Below are 24,296 nucleotides of genomic sequence, written 5' to 3'. Positions count from 1 at the left end.
GCCATTCCCCGGATGAACGCCTCCACTCAGCCTCCCGAAGGGGCGGGTAGATCAAGATCAAAAGCGGCAGGCGAGCTGACACTCGGCCTGTTGAGTGGTGAAGAGCGGGCGGGCATTGGCTTGCTTTTGCTTGCTTTTCTGTAGGAGCGAGCCTGCTCGCGATGGTCGTCAACGAAAACGCTGGCAGCCTGACACCCCGCGGTGTTCTTTCGTCCATCGCGAGCAGGCTCGCTCCTACAGGGGTATGCGGGCGTCAGACAAAGCCAGGTCGGCTATCAGGCCGCCTCGGCGGCTGTTGCGGTGCACGCCCCCTCGAGAGGCCGAGTGGAGGTTCTGCGCAGTGGGCACCTCGGCATGGATGCCGAGGTAGCCGCCCCCGGCCATGGATGGCCGATGGCGGCGGGCCCACGGAGCAGGACCGGAGCGAGGGCATGCCGAGCCTAGGCGAGGCACCGAACGACAGGGGCAAAAGCGCTTGGTTACTTGGCGCTTCTCCAAGTAACTCGCCGTAAGGGCGAAACCAATAGCAGCCGTTACCGAAAAAACGGATATGCCCCCAATCCCAATCCCAAACCCCAAAAAAAACCCCGCATAAGCGGGGCTAGAAGGGGTGCAGCAGTCATGCTTTAGGGCGGTTATCCACAACGTGGCTGGCCTTGCCCTCGGAACGCTTGATCGAATGGAACGGCCGCAGGACGATCTTCGTGCTGATCCCGATGTAAGTCTTTATGTGCTTGCTCAGCTCACCACAAACAGCTTTTTGCTGTTCGTCGGTGATGTGCTGATGTTCAGCCTTGAGTTCGATATGCACCTCAACGCTGTCCAGGTTGCCATTGCGATACAGATGGATTTCGTAGCACTCGGCAAGCTGTTTGATTTTCAGCACTTGCTCTTCGATCTGCGTCGGGAACACGTTGACGCCGCGGATGATCAGCATGTCGTCGCTGCGTCCGGTGATCTTGTCGATGCGACGCATCGGGCGTGCGGTGCCTGGCAGCAGGCGCGTCAGGTCGCGGGTGCGGTAGCGGATCATCGGCAGGGCTTCTTTGCTCAGGGAGGTGAACACCAGTTCACCCATCTGGCCGTCTGGCAGTACTTCGCCGGTGATCGGGTCGATGATTTCCGGGTAGAAGTGGTCTTCCCAGATGGTCGGGCCGTCTTTGGTTTCGGCGCATTCCATGGCGACACCTGGCCCCATGATTTCCGAGAGGCCGTAGATGTCCAGGGCGGTGATGCCCATGCGCGCCTCGATGGCGCTGCGCAGTTCGGCGGTCCACGGCTCGGCGCCGAAGATGCCCAGGCGCAGGGCCAATTTGTGCGGGTCGATGCCCTGACGCTCGATTTCATCGGCGATGTTGAGCATGTAGGACGGCGTGACCATGATGATGTCCGGCTGGAAATCCTTGATCAGTTGGGGGATGCCCCCATCCAATTGTGGGAGCGAGCAGGCTCGCTTGTATGTTTAGACTTGAAGGGGTGGGGCCACCTGCGATCTTTTGATTTCAAGAAGCAGGATCAAAAGATCGCAACCTGCGGCTGTTCCTTTTTCAGTTCAATGGACTTAACGCAACACAGAGCCGCCCATGGACTTCATTTGCTTAAGCACATTTTCCAGCGAGACATTGTTTAACTGGCATTGTGTTTTCAACTCGTCTGAGAACTTTTGAAACCCCTCAATGAAAGCAGCTTTCGGATCCTTCAGGAGGGGGGCGCTTTTCATTTTATCGAGTGCCAGGTGCGAAAAAACACCAGAGAAAGACTCGATATCCCCCGCCACATCGGACGAGCCGAAAGAACCATTTTTACTGATTAGCTCCAGTATTGCGTGCTCTCTCTCTTTGGTGGACAGACTGCTGGAATCGAAGCCTTTACTCAGTGGGTTATTGGGTTTTCCTGCTTCAATCATTGGCGTAGAAGGCGTGATCGCAGGGAACTCCTCAAAAACATCGATGGTGCTATTCAGCTTACTGCACAGGGCAAGTCCAGCCTCGCTCAGTTTTCCATTGTCAAAGAATATTGCCCCAAACCCTTCAGGGTCCTGTTCTGCGCAGTTTGATAGCAAGCGGTACAAATCGGGAGCGTTCTTGGAAATGACCTCATCGGTTGGGCGGGCCAGTCCGGCCAGGTTATTGCGTTGGGTATCGCAAATGGCCAGGGTATACGCCATGGCGATAAGGTCTGGGCTTGCTTCGCCCCGCTCTACAGGCAGGGCATCACTGCGCAACATAGCCTCGATGGTCGTTCCAAGCCCAGGCTTGCCGCCTCCACCCACGCCAGGCATGAAATTGAAGGCTGTGCCCGCGGGAATAATTGCCCCGGCGACTTTAAGCAGGGCTTCTTGCCCGGCCTCATCGACTCCCGCCTCTTTGGCCAAAGTGCTCAGTGCCGCAGCGGTAGCAATTTCATTCAGCCCCCAGTGCCTGGCGTTGCCGACCCCCATGCCCTCGTCTTTGATCTGCACATGATCATGAAAAAAGGCAAGCATGCCGGCCAAATCCTGACGGGGGTGATCCTCAAAAAAATGTCGAACATCGCTCTCCATTTCCCGGGCATGGCCCATCCTGCCACTTTCGTGCGTAGCCTTGTGATAGGGCATTTCAAGTGCATTCAAGATGTCGTCCAGCCGGGTTTTACCTTGGCTATCCATTTCACAGTTAAAGCGAGTGTTTACCTGGTTTGCTGCATCTTGCGCCTTCGAGAGATCGTCCCGGTTCAGACTGCTCAAAAGATTGTTGGTCAGGTTGCTGACAACTTCAAACTTAGCCGCATTGCCTACAGTGACCTCACCTGCCTGCGCCAGCAAAAAACTTATATTAGAGGCCAGGGTTTGCGCTGCCTGACTTGGGTCGGGGCATGCGTTGCAGATATTCTGGAATTTCTCCAGGCAGTATTCAGGCAACGTCGCATCGGGGATGTTCAGGGCATTAAAAACAGTGGAAGAGACTGTCGCAGTCTGATTTTCCCTGCTTGCCTCCAAGTATGTGGGCGCTACTGATGGAGTTAATTGGGGCGCTATCGCTAACATGTTTTTCTGCTCAGGACGCTATAAATAGAGCAAAAAAAGGTACTGGCTTTATTCGGGGGTACGCTTTCACAAAGCACTCAAACTGTCGGGCTCGTGCCTCGGTCAACCGAGTTCAGCTATCCACTGGCTGCTTGGCCTCAGCCTCCTCTCGTCATGGCGATCCGAATGTCGCTACTTTGCTTTGCGGCAAAAAAAAACCCCGCATAAGCGGGGCTAGAAGGGGTGCAGCAGTCATGCTTTAGGGCGGTTATCCACAACGTGGCTGGCCTTGCCCTCGGAACGCTTGATCGAATGGAACGGCCGCAGGACGATCTTCGTGCTGATCCCGATGTAAGTCTTTATGTGCTTGCTCAGCTCACCACAAACAGCTTTTTGCTGTTCGTCGGTGATGTGCTGATGTTCAGCTTTGAGTTCGATATGCACCTCAACGCTGTCCAGGTTGCCATTGCGATACAGATGGATCTCGTAGCACTCGGCAAGCTGTTTGATTTTCAGCACTTGCTCTTCGATCTGCGTCGGGAACACGTTGACGCCGCGGATGATCAGCATGTCGTCGCTGCGTCCGGTGATCTTGTCGATGCGACGCATCGGGCGCGCGGTGCCTGGCAGCAGGCGCGTCAGGTCGCGGGTGCGGTAGCGGATCATCGGCAGGGCTTCTTTGCTCAGGGAGGTGAACACCAGTTCACCCATCTGGCCGTCTGGCAGCACTTCGCCGGTGATCGGGTCGATGATTTCCGGGTAGAAGTGGTCTTCCCAGATGGTCGGGCCGTCTTTGGTTTCGGCGCATTCCATGGCGACACCTGGCCCCATGATTTCCGAGAGGCCGTAGATGTCCAGGGCGGTGATGCCCATGCGCGCCTCGATGGCGCTGCGCAGTTCGGCGGTCCACGGCTCGGCGCCGAAGATGCCCAGGCGCAGGGCCAATTTGTGCGGGTCGATGCCCTGACGCTCGATTTCATCGGCGATGTTGAGCATGTAGGACGGCGTGACCATGATGATGTCCGGCTGGAAATCCTTGATCAGCTGTACTTGCTTCTCGGTCTGGCCACCGGACATCGGGATCACGGTGCAACCCAGGCGCTCGGCGCCGTAGTGCGCGCCCAGGCCGCCGGTGAACAGGCCGTAGCCGTAAGAGATGTGCACCTTGTCGCCCTTGCGCCCGCCGGCGGCACGGATCGAGCGCGCCACCACATTGGCCCAGGTGTCGATGTCGTTCTGGGTGTAGCCGACCACAGTCGGTTTGCCGGTGGTGCCGCTGGAAGCGTGCAGGCGCACGACCTCGTTCATCGGCACGGCGAACATGCCGTAGGGGTAGTTGTCGCGCAGGTCGGACTTGGTGGTGAACGGCAGCTTCGCCAGGTCATCCAGGGATTTGATGTCGTCCGGGTGCACGCCTGCTTCATCGAAACGCTGACGGTACAGCGGTACGTTGTTGTAGGCGTGGGTCACACTCCAGCGCAGGCGTTCGAGCTGATGCTGGCGCAGCTCGTCGATGCTGGCGGTTTCCATGGGGTCCAGCACAGGATCGAGCATGGATTGGGAGATTGGCATGTTCATGGTTTCACTCGAATTGTTTTTGTGTTCAAGCCCCTTCTCTGCGGGGCTTTGAGTGCATGCCCCAAGGATACCTCTGGTCTCCTTGGGAATCGCGGTTCTTTAGTGGGATAGTCGCTCGATGACCAGCGCGATCCCTTGGCCAACGCCGATGCACATGGTGCACAGGGCGTAGCGGCCATTGCGTTCCTCAAGCTCGTGCAGCGCGGTGGTCACCAGACGTGCGCCACTCATGCCCAGCGGATGGCCCAGGGCGATGGCGCCACCGTTGGGGTTGACCCGTGGATCGGTGTCGCTCAAGCCCAGCTCACGCAGCACGGCCAGGCCTTGGGCGGCGAAGGCTTCGTTGAGCTCGATCACTTCCATGTCCGCCAGGCTCAGGTTGGCCAGTTCCAGCACCTTGCGGGTGGCTGGCACCGGGCCGATGCCCATGATCCGTGGTTCGACACCAGCGGTGGCCATCGCCACCACGCGACCACGAGCGGTCAGGCCGTGACGTTGGGCGGCTTCAGGGCTGGCCAGCAGCAGGGCGCAGGCCCCGTCGTTAACGCCCGAGGCGTTGCCGGCAGTGACGCTGCCGCCTTCACGGAACGGCGTGCCGAGTTTGGCCAGTTGCTCCAGGGTGGTATCGCCGCGCGGGTGTTCATCCTGCTCGACAATTTTGGCCGGGCCTTTGCGCTGTGGGATTTCCACGGCGACGATTTCCTTGGCCAGGCGTCCATTGGCCTGTGCGGCAGCAGCGCGTTGTTGGCTGCGCAGGGCGAAAGCGTCCTGGTCGGCACGAGAAATGTTGAATTGCTCGGCGACGTTCTCGGCGGTTTCCGGCATCGAATCAATGCCGAAGCCTTTTTTCATCAGCGGATTGACGAAGCGCCAGCCGATGGTGGTGTCGAAGATTTCAGCCTGACGGGAAAACGCCTGCTCGGCCTTGCCCATCACCAGCGGTGCGCGGGACATCGATTCGACGCCGCCAACCAGCATCAGGCCGGCTTCGCCACTGCGAATCGCACGGGCGGCCGTGCCGATCGCGTCCAGCCCGGAGCCGCACAGGCGATTGAGGGTGGTGCCTGGCACGCTGACCGGCAACCCGGCCAGCAGCGCCGACATGCGCGCCACGTTGCGGTTGTCTTCGCCGGCTTGGTTGGCGCAGCCGTAGATCACATCGTCGACCTGGCTCCAGTCCACTTGCGGGTGACGGCGTTGCAGTTCACGCAGCGGCACCGCGCCGAGGTCGTCGGCGCGCACGCTGCTCAGAACGCCGGCGTAGCGGCCGATGGGCGTGCGTACTGCGTCGATAATCAGGGCGTCATTCATTCGGGGTCTCCTGCGCCAGCACCGGGCCGCGCACTTTGTAGGATTTGCCGTGGAACAGGGCGATCAACTGGCCCTGCTGGTTTTCAATGCGTACGTCATAGTTGCCGGTGCGGCCGGAGCGGCTTTGCTCGATGCAATCGGCATTCAAGGTGTCGCCCAGGCGTGCCGGGGCGACGTAGTCGATGCTGCAGCCGATGGCCACGGTGGCTTCGTTGTAGCTGTTGCAGGCAAAGGCGAAGGCCGAGTCGGCAAGGGCGAACAGGTAACCGCCGTGGCAGGTACCATGGCCTTGCACCATGTCGGCGCGCACGGTCATGCCCACGCGAGCGGTGCCGGGGCCGGCGGACAGCAGGCGCATGCCCATGGCCTGGCTGGCGGCGTCGCGCTGGAACAGCGACTGCGCACATTCACTCGCCAGGGTCATCGCTTCATGGTTAGTCATGGAAATTTCTCCCCTCGGCTACGCGGCGACGCAGCAACAGCGACGGCCGGTAGCGTTCTTCGCCATAGGCGGCCTGCAGGTTGTCCAGCACGCTCAGGATGTGCGGCAGGCCAACGGCATCGGCCCAGGCCAGAGGGCCTTGCGGGTAGTTGACCCCGGCGCGCATGGCCAGATCGATGTCGCCGGCCGAGGCCACGCCTTGCAGCAGGGCGTCGGCGGCTTCGTTGGCCAGCATCGCTACGGTGCGCAGTACGGCCAGGGCCGGGCTGTCGCTGAGCAGGCTGACCTTGAGACCGGCCTGTTGCAGCAGAGCAACGCCTTGCTCGAGGGCCAGCGGATCAATGCCCGCTGCGTAGCTGATAGCAATGCGTTTGGCCGTGGTGTAATCGCCCGCCAGATCCAGCAGGATCAGGTTGCGCAGGCCGTCTTCCTTGGCGCGCTGACAGGCCATGCGGCCGTCACTCAAGGCCAGCACTGCGTCACCGACCCGCAGCAAGCCACGGCCGTCGCGCTGGATGACGTTGACGCCGTGTTCACGCAGGCGAGCCAGCAAGCCCTGGGCAATACCCAGATCGCCTTCGACGAGGCAGGCTTCGACGCTGGCGCTGCTGGTGATTTCAGCGGCTTGTGGGCGTTCGGCGCCTTGGGCGTAGCTGTAGAAACCTTGTCCGCTCTTGCGACCGAAACGGCCGCCGTCCACCAGTTCTTTCTGGATCAACGAAGGCTGGAAGCGGGTGTCCTGGTAATAGGCGTCGAACACCGAGCAGGTCACGGCGTAGTTGACGTCATGACCGATCAGGTCGGTCAACTCGAAGGCGCCCATGGCAAAACCACCGGCTTCGCGCATCAGCGCATCCAGGGTCGGGCAGTCGGCGGCGCCTTCCTGCAACAGACGCAGGCTTTCGGCGTAGAACGGACGGGCCACACGGTTGACGATGAAGCCGGGGGTGGAGCGGGTGTGTACCGGTTTCTTGCCCCAGGCCTTGGCGGTGTCGTACAGGCATTCGGCGAGGGCCGGATCGCTGGCCAGACCCGAGACGATTTCCACCAGCGCCATGACCGGCGCCGGGTTGAAGAAGTGCAGGCCGAGCAGGCGCTGCGGGCGTTTGAGCTTCGCCGCGATGCTGGTGATCGACAGCGACGAGGTGTTGCTGGCCAGGATGCAGTGATCGCCGCAGATGTCTTCCAGCTGGCTGAACAGTGCGCGCTTGACCTCAAGGTTCTCGACGATGGCCTCGATGATCAGATCGCAATCGGCCAGGGCTTCGATCGCTTCCACCGCTTGCAAGCGAGCGACGGTGGCGCTGCGTGATTCGGCGGACAGCTTGCCGCTCTCGACGCGTTTGCTCAGTTGCTTATCAATGCCTTCGATGGCTTGGGCGGCGGCGCCCGGACGGTTGTCCAGCAGCAATACCGAATGGCCGGCCTGCGCGGCGACCTGGGCAATGCCGGCACCCATGGCGCCGGCGCCGATCACGGCAACGCGTTCAGTTTTATTCAGTGCGGTCATGTCTCAGCGTCCCTTGAAGCTTGGGGTGCGTTTTTCCATGAAGGCACTGACGCCTTCACGGTAGTCCTCGCTGCGCCCGGCCAAGCGTTGCAGGTCGCGTTCCAGCTCCAGCTGTTCGTCGAAGCTGTTGCTCATGCTGGCGTTGAGGCTGCGCTTGATCAGGGCCAGTCCGTAGGTCGGCTGGGTGGCCAGGTGTTGCGCCAGCTTCAGCGCTTCGTCGCGCAGTTCGGCGTCGTCCACGCAGCGGTAGATCAAGCCCCATTGCTCGGCCTGTTCAGCGGTTAGGCGGTTGCCGAGCAAGGCGAGGGCCTTGGCGCGGGCCATGCCCACCAGACGTGGCAGGGTCCAGGTACCACCGGAATCCGGGATCAGGCCGATTTTGCAGAAGGCCTGGATGAAGCTGGCCGAACGAGCAGCGAGCACCAGGTCACAGGCCAGCGGAATGTTGGCGCCGGCACCGGCGGCCACGCCATTGACCGCGCAGATGACCGGCATCGGCAGGTCGCGCAGTTGGCGGATCATCGGGTTGTAGAACTTCTCGATGGACTCACCCAGGTCCGGCACGGCAGCGCCCGGCGCGACGTTGCGGTCGCTCAGGTCCTGGCCTGCGCAGAAACCACGGCCTTCGCCGGTCAGCAGTAGCACGCGCACGTCCGGGTTCTGTCGCACCTGCTTGAGCGCTTCCTTCACTTCGCTGTGCATCTGAGTGTTGAAGCTGTTCAGTTGGTCCGGGCGATTGAGGCTGAGCAGGGCGACGCCGGCCTCGATGGAAAACAGGATGTGTTCGAAGTTCATGATCTTGGCGCTCTCTGAGAGGTCGTTCGTATTCGGTGAGATCTATTACTGGCCGGTAAACGTCGGCTTGCGCTTTTCCTGGAACGCCGCGATGCCTTCGTTGCGATCGCGAGTGCCGGCCAGCACGGTGAAGGCGTGGCGCTCGAAACGCAGGCCGCTGGCAAGGTCGGTGTCCATGGCCTTGAGCAGCGCTTCCTTGGCCAGGCGCACCGCCAGAGGGGCCTTGGCGGCGATCTGACGGGCGACCTCAAGGGCGCGTTCGACAGTGAATTCAGGTTGCGTGATTTCGCTGACCAGGCCGGCGCGCTGGGCCTGGCGAGCGTCGATCGGCTCGCCGGTCAACACCATCTGCATGGCCATGGATTTGCCGACCGCGCGCAGCAGGCGCTGGGTGCCACCGGCGCCGGGCATGATCCCGAGGTTGATTTCCGGCTGGCCGAAGCGGGCATCTTCACCGGCAATGATGATGTCGGCGTGCATCGCCAGTTCGCAGCCACCACCGAGGGCGAAGCCATTGACGGCGGCGATCAGCGGTTTGCTGAAGCGGGTGATGGCCTGCCACGAAGCCTGGCGCGGGTCGTCGAGGATGCCGACCAGGTCGCGTTCAGCCATTTCCTTGATGTCGGCGCCGGCGGCGAAGGCCTTGCGGCTGCCGGTGATGACCACGGCGCGGGTATCGGGATCAGCTTGGGCAACGGCGAGTTCGTCCGCCAGTTCGCCCAGCAATTGGGTGTTCAGGGCATTGAGCGCTTGCGGGCGCTGCAGGGTAATCAGGCGCACGCCAGTGTCGAGTGTTTCGACGGTCAGGGTTTGAGGCACGGCGGTTGCCCTCACGGTGTACGCACGGCGGTCATGCCGGCTTGTTATTGGATCGGCTGCAGGGGCCGGTTTTGTCGGAGTATACCTATAACGTGATACGTAAAATCAACATTAAAATTGATTTAATGTGTCCTATTGTCGGATTTATGGTTTTTAAGGGTGGGCTGAGAGTGACAGCTACTAGTGGTTGAAGTGCCGAAACTATTGGTTTTATCGCGGGTTTCTGGCCGTTCGCGAGCATCCCGCCGAACGGTCTGTTCAAGTGATACGATTTTTTGTCTTTGTGCTGGCAAAAGCGATGTGATACAAAATAAGTCAAATTCTGCATCGCTTTGTGAAGGAACCCGCCAATGACCTGCTACAGCCTCAATGGCCTGACCCCGGTGGTCGACCCCAGTGCTTATGTGCACCCGTCAGCGGTATTGATTGGTGACGTGATCATTGGCCCGCATTGCTATATCGGGCCGTTGGCGAGCCTGCGCGGTGATTTCGGGCGGATCGTGCTGGAGGAGGGGGCCAACCTGCAGGACACCTGCGTGATGCACGGCTTCCCCGACAGTGACACGGTGGTTGAGCGTAATGGCCATATCGGTCATGGCGCGGTACTGCACGGTTGCCGGATCGGTGCCGACGCCCTGGTGGGTATGAATGCGGTGGTGATGGACAACGCGCGTATTGGTGCGCGCTCCTTTGTGTCGGCAGCAGCGTTCGTCAAGGCCGGTTTTGAATGCCCTGAACAGTCGCTGGTGATGGGCGCACCGGCCGTCGTCAAGCGCACCCTCAGCGATCAGGAAGTGGCGTGGAAGCAGGCGGGGACCCGTGAGTATCAGGAGCTGGCCAAGCGGTGCCTCACGCAGATGCAAGAGTGCGAACCGTTACCTGCGCCGGAAGCGGATCGGCCGCGGATGAGTGACCGTGGGCTGCGGCCCAAGGGCGCCGGTCCCCTGTAGGAGCAAAGCTTGCTCGCGATGGCGGTGTGTCATTAAACATTGTTGTCGACTGACACGACGCTATCGCGAGCAAGCTTTGCTCCTACAGGTGGGTGCGCTCTTTCGGTATATTCCTTTTCTTTTTTCCAGCCCGGTACGCCCATGTCGTCCCTGACACCTTTGAACCATCTGATTACCCGTTTCCAGGAGCAGACGCCAATTCGCGCCAGCTCCCTGATCATCACGCTGTACGGTGATGCCATCGAGCCCCATGGCGGGACGGTCTGGTTAGGCAGCCTGATTCAGTTGCTCGAACCCATTGGCATCAATGAGCGCTTGATCCGCACCTCGATTTTCCGCCTGACCAAGGAAGGTTGGCTGACCGCCGAGAAAGTCGGCCGTCGCAGCTACTACAGCCTGACCGGCACCGGCCGCCGTCGATTCGACAAGGCATTCAAGCGGGTCTACAGCACCAGCATGCCGGCCTGGGATGGTTCCTGGTGCCTGGCGATGCTGTCGCAGTTGACCCAGGACAAACGCAAACAAGTGCGCGAAGAACTGGAGTGGCAAGGTTTTGGTGCGATTTCGCCGGTGGTGCTGGCTTGCCCACGCAGCGACCGCACCGACGTCAACGCCACCCTGATCGACCTTGGCGCCCAGGAAGACACCATCGTCTTTGAAACCACCGCCCAGGACGTGTTGGCCTCCAAGGCCCTGCGCCTGCAAGTGCGCGAGAGCTGGAACATCGAAGAACTGGCGACTCACTACAGCGAGTTCATTCAACTGTTCCGACCGCTCTGGCAAGCGCTTCGCGAGCAGGAAAACCTGCAGCCGGCCGATTGCTTCCTGGCGCGGATCTTGCTGATTCACGAGTACCGCAAGCTGCTGCTGCGCGATCCGCAATTGCCGGACGAGTTGTTGCCCGGCGATTGGGAAGGGCGCGCGGCCCGGCAGCTGTGCCGCAACATTTACCGCCTGATTTACGCCAAGGCCGAGGAATGGCTGAACAGTGCTCTGGAAACCGCCGACGGCCCGTTGCCGGACGTGGGCGAGAGTTTTTATCGACGGTTCGGCGGGTTGAAATAACCCGTTGTCGTCCAGGGAGTGTCGCTGTTCAGGAGAACCCGTAATTTGACGTAGACAATAAAAATAAGCCTGCGAGAGGCCTGCCATGATTTCTATAAACGCACAGCGCCAGGATGGGTTCGATCAATGGATCCATCAGATCAACCAGATCTGTGGCGCCTTCAATGCTCAACCCCTGGGCGCCGGGTTTACCGGGCAGATCCGGGAATACCGCAGCGATGCCCTCAAGCTGAGCTTCGTCGATGCCTGCCAGGCGCGGTTGTACCGCACGCCACAGCAAGTCGCGGCGGCCGAGGGCGGCAAGTACTTCGCGGTGTTCCAGCTCGATGGCACCGCGGGCATGGCCCAAGGCGACGACAAGGTATTGCTGTCTGCCGGTGACATCACGCTGATCGATGCCGCGCGGCCCAGCGATTTCACCTACAGCGAAAACTCCCGGCAGTTGTCGCTGATCCTGCCGTCGCAACTGGTGGAGCAGACCCTGCGCTTCAACCAGGTCAAGTGCGGCCACCGGATCGTCGCGACATCGCCCATCGCCATGCTCTCGCACCGTTTGATCCTCGATGCCACGCGTCAGCCTGAATTGAGCCGCCAGGAAAGCGAAGCCACGTTGGAGGCGATTGTCAGCCTGCTACGCCCGGCGATCAGCCAGACCGACGACTGCATCGACCTGCATGAGCGCACTTTCCGCAAGACCCTGAGCTTCATCGACCAGCACATCCGCTCCGAAGAACTGTGCCCGGAATGGCTGGCGCGGGAAGTCGGCATATCCACTCGTGGCCTGTACCGGATGTTCGCCAAGAAAGGCCTGGTGGTGGCGCGCTACATCAAGAACCGCCGCCTGGACCTGTGCGCCGAGTCCCTGCGCCAGTCGGGCAAGGAGCAGAAGTTGTCGGTGTTGGGGTATTCGTGGGGCTTCTCCGATTCGAGCCATTTCTCCACCGCCTTCAAATCGCGCTTCGGCATTGCGCCGGGGGAGTATCGCAAGCAGCATGCGTAAGTCCTTTTGTAGGAGCTGCCGAAGGCTGCGATCTTTTGATCTTGCTTTGAAAAATCAAAAGATCGCAGCCTCGTTCCACTCGACAGCTCCTACAGAGGAATGCGTAGTGTCAGTCGACATCAATATCGCCTGACATACCGCTATCGCTGGCAAGCCAGCTCCCACAGGGTTTGGGAGGCGTACCGAAAAGATCAGGCACCGTTCTTGAGCAACTGGCTCAGCGCCTCCAGCTCACCTTTCTCCACATCGGAAACCAGCACATAGCGCATGTGGTTCTGTTGCCAGGACACGACATTGAAGCCGCGAATCGATTGGTTTTGCTGTGGTTTGTCGGCCTCGGGCGTGGGCAGGATGAACACGTTGATGATGTGCTTGTTGCGCCCGTAACTCAGGGCTGCCGTTGTCTGGTGTTGCAGATAATCCAGGCGTCCGCCCAATAGTGGAAAGCCTTGCGCGGTGTAATCGAACACCGGCGGCGAGAAGTCGAGCTTGCCGGTGAACCAAGGCTTCACGGTGTGGCGGTCGGACGACACCACGTCGTTCAAATGCTCGCCCATCAATGAGCGAACGTGGCTGGAGACGGCCTCGTCCATCAGCGGTTGTTCGCTGGCGGGCGTCGCCACATAGAGCATCACCGCCAAAGCCATCGCCGCCGTTGAAAACGCCGGTGCGAACCAGCTTCGCCAACGCTCGATGAAGCGGGGTTTTGCGGGCTCGGCGGGGAATACGCTGGCGGCCAGCGACGCCGGCGCCCGGTAATACACCGCGCTCTGCTTCACGCCCGCCACCAACAGCTTCGCCTGATCATGCAGGCGCGCGCATTCGGCACACGCGGCCATATGCCCGGCTACATTCGCCATGGTCGCCGGATCAAGTTCCTTGTCCAGATAGCCATGTATCAGCGTCTGGCAAACCGTGCAGTCGAGTTCATTCATGATCGTGCAACTTCAGTAGTTCGAGCTTGAGCATGGCGCGGGCTCTGGCCAGCCTCGACATGACCGTACCAATGGGGATGTCGACCACCAGAGCGATGTCCTTGTAGGGCATTTCTTCGAGCTCCTTCAGAACGATTACCTCGCGAAACCCCGGCGGCAGGGCGCACAACGCCTGCTGGATCAGCGCCGCATTTTCGGTGTGAATGGCCAACAGTTCCGGGGTCTGACTGTGGCTCGGCGTCTCTTCGCCTTCGGAAAAATTGTCGTCCAGGGTGACCCAATGATGGCCGGCCGAGGCCTTGAGCCAGGTGTAGCTTTCGTTGCGCACGATGGTCAGAAACCAAGCCTTGGCATTGCCGCCGACGAAGCGCTGCGAAAAGCGGAAGGCGCGCAGGGCGCTTTCCTGCACGACATCGTGTGCGGCGCTGTCGTTGCCCGTGAGCCAGCGCGCAAGGTTGTAGGCCGCGTCCAGGTGGGGCGCAAACAGTTCCTCAAATGGCTTCATAGTGGTTCCCGCACTTTCCCACCCCTATAACTGCGCCACGCCGGGATTTATTCCCTAGAAAAAATGTTTTTTTCGACCGGGAATAAAGACCCGTCCCACAAGGTTTTACCTCGTGTCAGTTGCATCACTACTGCTGCATTAATGTAGTTCGCCTGCGAGGAAATACCGATGGACATGCATTCAAAACACCAACGACGCGTTGACGGCCCCTTGAACCCGGACCGTCGAACGCTCTTGAAATGTTCGGCGTGGGCAGGGGCGGGCGTGATCTGGGCGCTGTCTGGTGGCATTCCCCGGGCGTTCGCCCTGGATGACTCGGGCAATGTCACCGACCCGAAAGCGCTCGCCAGCACCTTCCATTTCGTGCAGATCAGCGATTCGCACATCGGCTTCAACAAAGAGGCCAACCCGGAGCCGGTGAAGACCTTGCAGGTGGCCATCGACAAGGTCATCGCGTTGCCCAAACGCCCTTCGCTGATCCTGCACACCGGTGACATCACCCACCTGTCCAAGGCCGAAGAGTTCGACACCGCCGCACAACTGCTCAAGGGCCTGCCGGCCACCGTGCACTACGTGCCCGGCGAGCACGACACCCTGGACGAGGGCGGCGGCAAGCTCTATCTGGAGCGTTACGGCAAGGGCACCAAAGGCAACGGCTGGTACAGCTTCGATGACCATGGCGTGCACTTCATTGCTTTGGTGAACGTCTTCAATTTCCAGGCAGGCCATGAAGCGAACCTTGGCGCCGAGCAATTGGCCTGGCTGGCCGACGACTTGCGCGTGGTGAGCAGCAGCACGCCAATCGTGGTGTTTACCCACATTCCGCTGTGGACGATTTACCAGCCGTGGGGCTGGGGCACTGAGGATGGCGATCAGGCGATTGCCTTGCTGCGCAAATACGGTTCGGTGACGGTGTTGAACGGGCATATCCACCAGGTCATCCAGAAAGTCGAAGGCAATATCACCTTCCACACGGCGCGCGGCACGGCGTATCCACAGCCGGCACCCGGCACGGCGCCGTCGCCGGGGCCGATGACGGTGGCGGCGGATCAATTGCGCAATTATTTGGGCGTCACTGATGTGCGGGCGACCCAGGGTGAACATCCGCTGGCGCTGATTGATTCGACGCTGGTTTAGGGGAGGGGACGGGTATGAAAACGCGATTACTGGCGGTTGCCTGCCTGATGCTGTCGATGCCGGTGTGGGCTCAGGATGTGAAGGTCGATATCAAGGCGTTCATGTACGGTCCCAAGGACATGACGGTGCCCGTAGGAACCAAAGTGACCTGGGTAAACGACGACGAAATCCCGCACACGGTGGCGGAGACGCACAAGGTGTTTCGCTCGGGGGCGCTGGATACTGGGGACAGTTATTCCTGGGTGTTCAACACGCCGGGGGAGTATGAGTATTTTTGTGCGCTGCATCCGCAGATGATCGGGAAGATTGTGGTTACCCAATGACCTGCCGACCCCTGTGGGAGCGAGCCTGCTCGCGAAAGCGGTGTGTCATTCACAATAAATGTTGACTGACACGACGCCTTCGCGAGCAGGCTCGCTCCCACAGTTTTTGTGCCCAAACTCATACCCTGTAGGAGCAAAGCTTGCTCGCGATGGTGTGTCAGCTGCACTGCTGTTGACTGACACGACGCTATCGCGAGCAAGCTTTGCTCCTACAGGTTTGCGTGTTGCCTGGTTATTTCGGTGCGTTGAGGTTCAGGGTCGGGGTTTCATCGAAGAAGTTCCACGGCTTGAGCAGCACATGCACCCACTCGGTCGGCATGATCGGCCACTCTTCGGCACGGGCGATGTGGGTGGTGCCGGTGGTCAGCCAGACCACATCGTCGGTGTTTTCGATGGATTGGTTGTCCTGGGTGAACTGACCCAGGCCCGAGTCTTTGTCCGAGCGGTTCGGGTATTTGCCTTCCGGGTACTTCTCTTCAGGGTTGTACTGGGTCACCCAGAGTTGTTTGTCCATGAAACTCAGGCGGTGGTACAGCCATTCGTCCTTGCCGAAGTTGGCGCCCTTGGCCACCGGGTGTGTGCCGCCGGCATACGGAATCAGCTGGTAGGACACCGGGTTGCCGACCTTGTTTTCCTTGCTGAAGTTGGTCAGCAGACGCACGGTCGAGGGGTCGAATTTCTGCGCCGCTTGCTGTTCGGTGCTGACCACCTTGGTTTCGGTCTGCATGGTGCTGGTACGTGGGCCGCCACGGTCGTTGGGCAGCACCACCGGGTTCACTTCCACCAGCGAATTGCTCTCGCCGTCCACGTCCATGTCCAGGCGGAAGTTGTAGATGTGCTGGTGCGTGGTACCGACGATGTTGTGGTCGAGCAGGGTGCCGTAGCGCGTGTCTTCCTTGGCGGTTTCCTCGTGCATGGTCTTGGACTTCACGCCCTTGACCGCTTCAATGCCGGTGGCGCCGGCGTCGATGCCGATAGTGCCGTTCTGCTGGAAGACCCAGTCGACAATGTAGTCGTAGTTGCCGACGGTGCTGATCCAGCGCACCACCAGCTCACGGCGCTCGATACTGAGGTTGGGCTGGCCCATTTCCTGGTGCTTGTATTCGGGGCCGGCATAGCGCTCGAACACCGCCATGGCGTGGGGAATTTTGGTTGGCGCGCCGGTGTAGTCGGCGATGGTCGCGTCCAGCAGCACGGCGTTTTCCGGGGCGTCTTTGCCACGGGCGATCGGTGAGGTCAGGGTGCCCATGCCGTAGTCACCAGAATCCAGGTAAGCCTTGAAGTACCAGCCGACATCCGGGTCGCCGTAAGGCACGATCATGCCGCCGAGCGAACCCTCGTACATGATCTTGCGTTTCTTGCCTTTGTCGTCGTAGGTGACGGTGGACAGGATCGGCCCGACCCGCGAATCGAGGCGTACGTGGAAGTCCCAGTTCTGCCAGTGAATGCTGTTGCCGCTGATGGTGTAGTTCTTGCCCTCGGGCTCGGTGATTTCCAGCGGCTTGACCGCCACGCCCTTGCGCCCGCGTCCGTCATAGGGCGTCGGTTTCATCGGTACGGGAATCAGCGCCTCGTCTTCGATCTTGATCAGTTTCTTCTGTTCCAGATCGACAATCGCCACCAGACCTTCGATCGGGTGCGCCCAATAGTTGCCATCGCCAACATCCTGATAGCTGACGATCTTCAGCAGGCGCTTGTCCTGGGCCAGGCCGTCCTTGCCGTCGAAGTAGCCGACGGTCAACGGCGTGGCCACCACCTTCTTCACATCGTTGATGCCACGCTTGGCCAGGGCCTGGGCGTATTCCGGGCTGGTTTCGACCGCGTTCTGCACGGTGGCGAAGTCGTCCAGCAACACCATGCCGTGGGCACCTTCAATGGGTTTCCAGGATTTGAGTTGCTTGCTGTCCAGGTCCACCAGCGCTTCGATCACGTGCTTGCCGTCCAGCACCACGATGGAGGCTTCACGCGGCTGGGTGACGTTTTGCCCGGTAAAGACGAAGTTCCACATCTGGTCCTTCGGCGGCGCTTTGACCGTGACTTCGGTGAAGCGGAAACCCGGTTTGTAGTTTTCCGATTTCTTGACGATGTCCACCGCCGTGGTGATTTCGTCCGCGCTCAAGGGGTTGAGCGGGTTAGGGCGGGTCTCCACCACGAAGGTGGTGTCCAGGCCGGATTGGAACACCTGATTGATGAAGTCCTTGGACATGAAGGCGGTCTTGTCCTTGAACACCACCGGTACCGTCAGCTCGATGGGTTTGCCGTTGAGCATGGCCACTTTGCTGTTCGGTTTGACCTTGAGGTACACCCCGTCCTTGGCAATGGTGAAGACGTCGGTGTAGTCGTCCCATTTGACCGTGGCGCCAAACTCTTCAAGGCCTGCTTGCAGCGGCACCATCTCGGCGTGACCGCCGTGGGCCTGGGCATTGCCTGCCCAGTAAGGCAGGCCGAGGGTGCCCAGGGTGATCGCCAGGGCGAGCCGGGCCAATGGATGTCTATTAATTGATTTCAGGGAGGTGAACATTCTGGGTTCCTTCGGAATAACCGATATCAGGCATGCCAGCACTTTGCTACAGATGGAGAATAGCTGCATTGGCATTCCTGCCAAAGTCCCTTGGATCCATGCCTGATTGAACGGGGTGGGGCGGCCACTGAAGATAATTCTTGATGTTGTCGTACAACAAAGAGGGGCATCATCGTCCACGTTCAGCCACGCCATTGGAGTGAGCGAGGCTCTTAACGCTGGGTTTAGAGCGTTTGTTTACTTGGCTTATTCAAAAATATTTCGATTTTTTCGAGCTATTAAGCCGTTCGGGTCTAAAGGGTTTTTGTTGACAGTGCCCTATGGGATGACTATAAATTTCACAAGTCGTACGATGACGTATGACGGTAGCGCGTTTCCTAAAAATAAAAAGAGCGGCAACACCACCATGAATCCAATCGTCTCCCTCTCGCCCGCGAAACTCCCCCTTTCAAACATCGAAAATGACGGCTTCTCCGTCTATCCCAGTGCATCCGCTACAAGTGGCAGTACGCAGACAGCCCGCGTGAGAAACCGCTGACAGAGCGATCAGTCGTCTGATTCGCAGCCTGTTGTCTGATCTCGTTTGCCCCGAGAGATCATCACTACAAACCTACAATTAAAGTGATGCCATGAACCTGAATGAGCCCCTTATCGCGCAACGCGTCGGCCAGACTGTCGGCAAATTTCGATGGACCATTTGTGCGCTGTTGTTCTTTGCGACCACGGTCAATTACCTGGACCGTCAGGTACTCAGCCTGTTAGCGCCGGACCTGTCGAGGCAATTTGGCTGGAGCAATACCGATTACGCCAACATCGCCGCTGTCTTCCAGTTCACCTACGCGATTTCCATGCTGTTCGCAGGCCGTGTGGTCGACAAGATCGGCACCAAGGCCGCTTTTGTGGTGGCGATCTGCATCTGGTCGACCGGCGCGGTCATGCACGCTTTTGCCGAGCCCATGGGCGAGGGCATCGCAGCCATATCCGGGGCGCTCGGCATTGCAGTCATCCCAGTCTCGATTGCTGGTTTCATGTTGTCGCGCGCCGTGCTGGCGGTGGGTGAGTCGGCCAACTTTCCGACCGCCATCAAGGTCACCGCTGAGTACTTCCCGAAGAAGGAACGCTCCTTTGCCACCGGTATCTTTAACTCCGGCGCCAACGTCGGGGCGATCCTGGCACCGATTTCCGTACCGCTGATCGCCGGCGTGTGGGGCTGGCAAGCTGCGTTCATGGTGATCGGCATGCTGGGTTTCATCTGGATGGGCGTCTGGCTTGCCGTGTACGAAAAACCGGAAAATCAGAAACGCCTGTCGGCAGGTGAACTGGCGCACATCCGCAGCGATCTGGACGCAGCCTGCGCGGTACCGACGAACGATGGCAAGAAAGTATCGTGGTTCAAACTGCTGAAATACCGCCAGACGTGGGCCTTCGCCTTCGGCAAGTTCATGACCGACGGTGTGTGGTGGTTCTTTCTGTTCTGGCTTCCGACTTACCTGTCCGAGCAGTACGGCCTCAAAGGCGCGGCCATCGTCGTACCACTGGCCGTGTTGTACAGCATGACCATGGTGGGCAGTATCGGCGGCGGCTGGTTCCCGAGCTATTTCATGGCACGTGGCGACGCACCGTATGACGGCCGTATGAAAGCCATGTTGGTGATTGCCTTGTTCCCGCTGCTCGTGCTCTTGGCGCAGCCATTGGGTCACATCAGTGTATGGGTCCCGGTCCTGCTGATTGGTATAGGCGCATCGGCGCATCAGGCCTGGTCATGCAACATCTTCACCACCGTATCGGACATGTTCCCGCAAAAGACCGTTGCTTCTGTGGTCGGCATCGGCGGCATGGCGGGCGGATTGGGCGGCGTGCTGCTGACCAAGCTCGGTGGTTGGGTGTTTGACTACTACAAATCGGTCGGTGAAATCCGCACTGGCTACATGATCATGTTCGCCATCTGCGCGGTGGCCTATCTGGTGGCGTGGAGTGTGATGAAGCTGTTGGTGCCTCGCCATAAGGAAATCACCGATTTGTGAGTGATGGGTTCGACGGCATGCCGAGGTTGGAGCCGGACATGTGTAACCCTTCGGAATGAACGAGGCCACTGAGTAATCAGTGGCCTTTTGTTTGTCAGGTGTTCTGTTTTTGACAGTCAGATTCGCCGTGGGGCGGCAAACGATTGCTTCGATTTAATAAGAAGCATTACTATTCACGCCCCGTTCACACAGCACGCCGCAATGACCCTCAAGTTGCCCCGCAGACACAGCTTTTTCGAGCATTACGAAGAGTTGGTTGGCACCTGGACCCGTCGCCTGAGAAATCGCTCCCAGGCCGAGGATCTGGCCCACGACACCTTTGTGCGGGTGCTCGAGTCCGATTCGGCGGCGGTGCAGCAACCTCGGGCGTATTTGCACCAGACGGCGCGCAATATCGCGGTCGATGGTTATCGGCGTGAGGATCGACGGGGCGCCATGGAGTCAGAGGCGATCGATGAAGGTGTGTCGTCGTCCGGCGACCCGGAGCATTACATGCATGCGATCCAATTGGCCGATTCCATCGAACGGGCGCTCACCGAGCTTCCGCTCAACTGCCGCAAGGTGTTTGTCTGGCAGAAGATCGAAGGCCTGACCCAGGCCGAAATCGCCGAACGCCTGGGTCTGTCCAAGAACATGGTGGAAAAGTATATGATCCGCGCGCTGCGGCATCTGCGCGACCGCCTGGAAGGATCGCAATCATGATGCGCGGTGCTCTGTGTAGGAGCTGCCGCAGGCTGCGATCTATTGATCTTGATCTTTGGCAAATTCGGCGCGACCAAAAGATCGCAGGCTCCTGCAGGGGGCGGATCTTTTCTACCTTTTCATCCCCGGCCAAACAGGAACTTCCATGATGGATACTCGTGATTGTGCGTGCGGGCAGACAACGGTTCGCGACGAAGCGGCGCGGTGGTTTGTGCGTTTGCAGGAGCCGGCCGTGGATGTCGACCTGTATCGCCAGTTTGAAACCTGGCTGGACGAGCACCCTCAACACCGAAACGAATTCGACGTGCTCCAGGGCGTATGGAAAGCCGCCGACCTGGTGCCGGCGGCACGTCTGCGGGCGCTGTGCGAAGAAGCGCCGGCTCGCGGCAAACGTCGGCCGATCCTGCGTTACGCCGTGGCCGCCAGTGTGCTGGCCGTGGCGCTCGGGTTGGGCCTGTTCAGTGGCTTGAATCATCCCTCGCCGTATACGGCGGAGTTTTCCACAGCCCTGGGTGAACGCCGCCAGGTGGCCTTGCCCGATGGTTCGACGGTCGATCTGGACAGTCGCAGCCGGATTCAGGTGCATTTTGAAAACGATCGACGTGGCATTGAGCTGACCGAAGGCGAGGCGATGTTCAGCGTTCAGCACGACACCAGCCGGCCGTTTGTCGTTGAAACCGGAACCGGCAAGGTCACGGTCACGGGCACCCGTTTTGATGTGCGTCGGGGCAGTGCCGATACCCGGGTTGTGGTGGAGCAGGGCACGGTCAGGGTCCAGGGGCGCTCGGCGGCTGACGATGATTTCATCAGCCTGACCGCCGGGTTGGGCACTCATGTCGATGCCCAGGGCAAGGTTGCGGCGGCTTACGCCGTCAATCCCGCCGAAATGACGGCCTGGCGCAACGGCAAACTGGTGTTCAACAACGCCAGGCTGGCGGATGTCGCCGAGCAGGTTTCCCGTTATCGGCAGCAGCCGCTCAAGGTCGGCAACGCGGCGCTGGGCAATCTGCGCCTGACCAGTGTGTTCAATGTCGACAACACCGATGCCTTGCTCAAGGCCTTGCCAAACATCCTTCCCGTGGCTGTTCGCACCCTCGATGACGGCAGTCAGGAAATAATTTCAAAATAAAATTCAGGTTTTTTTCGAGTTCATCGTCTTCCTGTTCAACTGCAACTGGTTTGCATTAACAAACGCACACTCTTGCGATCCACAGGACTACGTTCGACGTGAAAAAATCCACCGTTCTCACCCCGACCTTCCCTTGGTTGCCGCTGGCGCTCGCGCTGGCGGTCAACGTGGCGATGCCCCAGGCATTCGCCGCCGACGCCATCCATATCCAGGCGCAACCCTTGGGTCAGGCCTTGACTCAACTGGGCCAGCAAACCTCGTTGCAGGTGTTTTTCAGCCCTGATTTGGTGGCCGGCAAGCAAGCGCCAGCGGTGGACGGCAACCTTTCGCCGGAAGAAGCATTGCGTCAGTTGTTGCAGGGCAGCGGTCTGCAATATTCGATCGATCAAGGTTCGGTCACGTTGATGCCGGCACCGAACCAGGCGTCGGGCGGCCCGCTGGAGCTGGGCGCAACCGACATCAAGGTGGTCGGCAACTGGCTCGACGATGCCGATGCCGAGCTGGTACAGAACCACCCTGGCGCACGTACGGTGGTTCGCCGTGAAGCCATGATCGAGCAGGGCGCGATGAACGTCGGTGATGTGTTGAAGCGTGTACCGGGCGTGCAGGTGCAGGATGCCAACGGCACCGGCGGCAGCGACATTTCCCTCAACGTCGGCGTGCGCGGCCTGACTTCGCGCCTGTCGCCACGCTCCACCGTGTTGATAGACGGCATACCGGCGGCGTTCGCGCCTTATGGCCAGCCGCAGTTGTCCATGGCACCGATATCCTCCGGCAACCTCGACAGCATCGACGTGGTGCGCGGCGCCGGCTCCGTGCGTTACGGGCCACAGAACGTGGGCGGTGTGATCAACTTCGTGACCCGTGCGATTCCGGAAAAAGCCTCGGCTGAAATCGGCACCACCCTCGAGACGTCCCAGCACGGTGGCTGGAAGCACATCGACACTGCGTTCATGGGCGGCACCGCCGACAACGGCATGGGCGTGGCGCTGTTGTATTCCGGCGTGAACGGAAACGGTTACCGTGAGCGCAACAATGGCAACGACATCGACGACGTGATCCTCAAGACTCATTGGGCGCCCACCGATGTCGACGATTTCAGTCTGAATTTTCACTACTACGACGCCAGCGCCGACATGCCCGGTGGCTTGACCCAGGCGCAATACGATGCCGACCCGTTCCAGTCCGACCGCAACAACGACAACTTCAGCGGCCGCCGCAAGGACGTGTCGTTCAAGTGGGTCCGCCAGCTCGACGACCGCACCCAGGCCGAAGTGCTGACTTACTACACCGACAGCTTCCGGGGCAGCAATATCGCCGCCCGCGACCAGAAGACCCTCGGCTCGTTCCCGCGCACCTACTACACCTACGGTATCGAACCCAGGGTGTCCCGTGTGTTCGACGTCGGCCCGACCACCCAGGAAGTCAGTGTCGGTTATCGCTACCTCAAAGAAGGCATGCACGAGCAAGCCAGTCGCCTGGGGCTCAACAGCAGCAACGAACCGGTGGTGACCAAGACGTCGGACGGCCATGTGTACCAGGACCGTACCGGTGGCACTGAAGCCCATGCGGCGTATATCGACAACAAGATCGATGTCGGCAACTGGACCATTACGCCGGGGGTGCGTTTCGAACATATCCAGACCGAATGGCATGATCGCCCGGTGCTCGACACCGCCGGCAAGCCTGTGCCGGAAAAACGTCGCAGCATCGAGAGCAACGAGCCGCTGCCGGCGCTGAGCGTCATGTACCACATGTCCGAAGCCTGGAAATTGTTCGCCAACTTCGAGACCTCGTTCGGCGCCCTGCAATATTTCCAGCTCGGCCAGGGTGGCGTGGGTAACGAAACGGCCAACGGCCTGGAGCCGGAAAAAGCCAAGACCTACGAGATCGGCACGCGCTACAACGATGGTGTGTGGGGCGGTGAAGTGACGCTGTTCTACATCGACTTCGATAAAGAGTTGCAGTACATCAGCAACGATGCGGGCTGGACCAACCTCGGCGCGACCACCCACCGGGGCATCGAGACGTCGGTGCACTACGACATGGCGGCCCTGGACCCACGCCTGGAAGGTCTGACCGCCAATGCCGGCTACACCTACACCCGCGCGGTGTATGAAGGAGAGATCCCAGACTTCAAGGGCCGCGACCTGCCGTTTTATTCGCGTCAGGTGGCCACGGCCGGCCTGCGTTATGACATCGAGCGCTGGACATACAATGTCGATGCCTTTGCCCAATCCAAGCAGCGCTCGCCGGGTGTAGCGGTGAACGCCGACGGCAGCTTCAGCAACAACTACATCACCGAAGGCACCGCCGATGGCCAGTTCGGCGACATTCCGGGTTACGTCACCTGGAACGTGCGTGGCGGCTATGACTTCGGTCCACAGGTGTCGAACCTGAAAGTCGGCGCCGGGGTGAAAAACATCTTCGACAAGCAATACTTCACCCGCTCCAGCGACAACAACTCGGGCATGTACGTTGGCGCGCCGCGCACGTTCTTTGTGCAGGCCAGTGTTGGGTTCTGATCGTTAAAATCAAAAGATCGC

At 59.9% G+C, this 24,296-nt stretch carries 19 protein-coding genes and 1 pseudogene; 9 read left to right on the top strand and 11 right to left on the bottom strand.

The window, feature by feature from the left end; translation table 11 throughout:
• Positions 1-619 precede the first annotated feature (619 nt).
• From ABTV22_RS19955 to paaF, 8 genes and pseudogenes are all read right to left on the bottom strand, one after another.
• Positions 620-1,414, bottom strand: a pseudogene (locus ABTV22_RS19955) (AMP-binding protein); the annotation flags it as partial.
• A gap of 147 nt (positions 1,415-1,561) precedes the next feature.
• A complete protein-coding gene (locus tag ABTV22_RS19950; RefSeq protein WP_433736208.1) occupies positions 1,562-3,025 on the bottom strand; it encodes a hypothetical protein in 1,464 nt (487 codons plus the stop codon).
• Between the two features lie 231 nt (positions 3,026-3,256).
• Positions 3,257-4,582, bottom strand: coding sequence for a phenylacetate--CoA ligase PaaK (gene paaK, locus ABTV22_RS19945; protein ID WP_433736207.1), 1,326 nt, complete (start codon positions 4,580-4,582; stop codon positions 3,257-3,259).
• A 99-nt stretch (positions 4,583-4,681) separates the two neighbouring features.
• Positions 4,682-5,893: a 3-oxoadipyl-CoA thiolase gene (gene pcaF / locus ABTV22_RS19940; RefSeq protein ID WP_433736205.1), complete on the bottom strand. Its 1,212-nt coding sequence runs from the start codon at positions 5,891-5,893 to the stop codon at positions 4,682-4,684.
• The gene (paaI, locus tag ABTV22_RS19935) at positions 5,886-6,335 is read right to left on the bottom strand and encodes a hydroxyphenylacetyl-CoA thioesterase PaaI (protein ID WP_433736204.1); all 450 of its coding nucleotides are present in this window, start codon (positions 6,333-6,335) and stop codon (positions 5,886-5,888) included. The genes pcaF and paaI overlap by 8 nt, the downstream gene beginning before the upstream one ends.
• Positions 6,328-7,845: a 3-hydroxyacyl-CoA dehydrogenase PaaH gene (gene paaH, locus ABTV22_RS19930; protein WP_433736202.1), complete on the bottom strand. Its 1,518-nt coding sequence runs from the start codon at positions 7,843-7,845 to the stop codon at positions 6,328-6,330. The genes paaI and paaH overlap by 8 nt, the downstream gene beginning before the upstream one ends.
• A 3-nt stretch (positions 7,846-7,848) precedes the next feature.
• Entirely contained in the window at positions 7,849-8,640 is a 792-nt protein-coding gene (paaG, locus tag ABTV22_RS19925; protein WP_433736201.1) for a 2-(1,2-epoxy-1,2-dihydrophenyl)acetyl-CoA isomerase PaaG, read from the bottom strand.
• A 45-nt stretch (positions 8,641-8,685) separates the two neighbouring features.
• Positions 8,686-9,459, bottom strand: coding sequence for a 2,3-dehydroadipyl-CoA hydratase PaaF (gene paaF, locus ABTV22_RS19920; RefSeq protein ID WP_433736200.1), 774 nt, complete (start codon positions 9,457-9,459; stop codon positions 8,686-8,688).
• A gap of 350 nt (positions 9,460-9,809) precedes the next feature.
• Between paaF and paaY the strand changes: the two genes are divergently transcribed.
• From paaY to feaR, 3 genes are all read left to right on the top strand, one after another.
• Positions 9,810-10,409, top strand: coding sequence for a phenylacetic acid degradation protein PaaY (gene paaY / locus ABTV22_RS19915; RefSeq protein ID WP_433736199.1), 600 nt, complete (start codon positions 9,810-9,812; stop codon positions 10,407-10,409).
• Positions 10,410-10,550: 141 nt separating this feature from the next.
• On the top strand, positions 10,551-11,474 hold the full coding sequence (gene paaX / locus ABTV22_RS19910; RefSeq protein WP_433736198.1) for a phenylacetic acid degradation operon negative regulatory protein PaaX: 924 nt from the start codon (positions 10,551-10,553) through the stop codon (positions 11,472-11,474).
• Between the two features lie 85 nt (positions 11,475-11,559).
• Positions 11,560-12,474, top strand: coding sequence for a transcriptional regulator FeaR (gene feaR, locus ABTV22_RS19905; protein WP_433736197.1), 915 nt, complete (start codon positions 11,560-11,562; stop codon positions 12,472-12,474).
• A gap of 191 nt (positions 12,475-12,665) precedes the next feature.
• On the opposite strand, the gene ABTV22_RS19900 is transcribed toward feaR, so the two are convergent.
• Together ABTV22_RS19900 and ABTV22_RS19895 are read right to left on the bottom strand one after the other, a co-directional pair.
• Positions 12,666-13,409: an anti-sigma factor family protein gene (locus ABTV22_RS19900; protein WP_433736196.1), complete on the bottom strand. Its 744-nt coding sequence runs from the start codon at positions 13,407-13,409 to the stop codon at positions 12,666-12,668.
• Positions 13,402-13,914 carry a sigma-70 family RNA polymerase sigma factor gene (locus tag ABTV22_RS19895; protein WP_433736195.1) on the bottom strand — a complete coding sequence of 171 codons (513 nt, stop codon included), beginning with the start codon at positions 13,912-13,914 and terminating at the stop codon, positions 13,402-13,404. The genes ABTV22_RS19900 and ABTV22_RS19895 overlap by 8 nt, the downstream gene beginning before the upstream one ends.
• 168 nt (positions 13,915-14,082) lie before the next feature.
• On the opposite strand from ABTV22_RS19895, the gene ABTV22_RS19890 reads away from it, so the two are divergent.
• Both ABTV22_RS19890 and ABTV22_RS19885 read left to right on the top strand, forming a co-directional pair.
• Positions 14,083-15,051 carry a metallophosphoesterase family protein gene (locus ABTV22_RS19890; protein ID WP_433736194.1) on the top strand — a complete coding sequence of 323 codons (969 nt, stop codon included), beginning with the start codon at positions 14,083-14,085 and terminating at the stop codon, positions 15,049-15,051.
• Between the two features lie 14 nt (positions 15,052-15,065).
• Entirely contained in the window at positions 15,066-15,374 is a 309-nt protein-coding gene (locus ABTV22_RS19885; protein WP_433736193.1) for a cupredoxin domain-containing protein, read from the top strand.
• A 232-nt stretch (positions 15,375-15,606) separates the two neighbouring features.
• Here ABTV22_RS19885 and tynA read toward each other — a convergent pair whose 3' ends face one another.
• Complete coding sequence (gene tynA / locus ABTV22_RS19880; RefSeq protein ID WP_433736192.1) at positions 15,607-17,895, bottom strand: primary-amine oxidase; 2,289 nt, start codon at positions 17,893-17,895, stop codon at positions 15,607-15,609.
• Between the two features lie 629 nt (positions 17,896-18,524).
• Between tynA and ABTV22_RS19875 the strand changes: the two genes are divergently transcribed.
• The 4 genes from ABTV22_RS19875 (at position 18,525) to ABTV22_RS19860 (ending at position 24,275) form a co-directional block, all read left to right on the top strand.
• Entirely contained in the window at positions 18,525-19,919 is a 1,395-nt protein-coding gene (locus tag ABTV22_RS19875; protein WP_433736191.1) for an MFS transporter, read from the top strand.
• A gap of 201 nt (positions 19,920-20,120) precedes the next feature.
• Positions 20,121-20,621, top strand: coding sequence for a sigma-70 family RNA polymerase sigma factor (locus tag ABTV22_RS19870; protein ID WP_433736190.1), 501 nt, complete (start codon positions 20,121-20,123; stop codon positions 20,619-20,621).
• Positions 20,622-20,766: 145 nt separating this feature from the next.
• The gene (locus tag ABTV22_RS19865) at positions 20,767-21,750 is read left to right on the top strand and encodes a FecR family protein (RefSeq protein ID WP_433736189.1); all 984 of its coding nucleotides are present in this window, start codon (positions 20,767-20,769) and stop codon (positions 21,748-21,750) included.
• Positions 21,751-21,848: 98 nt separating this feature from the next.
• On the top strand, positions 21,849-24,275 hold the full coding sequence (locus ABTV22_RS19860; RefSeq protein WP_433736188.1) for a TonB-dependent siderophore receptor: 2,427 nt from the start codon (positions 21,849-21,851) through the stop codon (positions 24,273-24,275).
• The last annotated feature ends 21 nt before the right edge of the window (positions 24,276-24,296 follow it).

It is taken from the genome of Pseudomonas putida, from assembly GCF_050990305.1.
GTDB lineage: Bacteria > Pseudomonadota > Gammaproteobacteria > Pseudomonadales > Pseudomonadaceae > Aquipseudomonas > Aquipseudomonas putida_AH.
The sequence above is the reverse complement of the archived record's forward strand: the minus strand, read 5'-3'. Positions and strand labels throughout refer to the sequence as shown.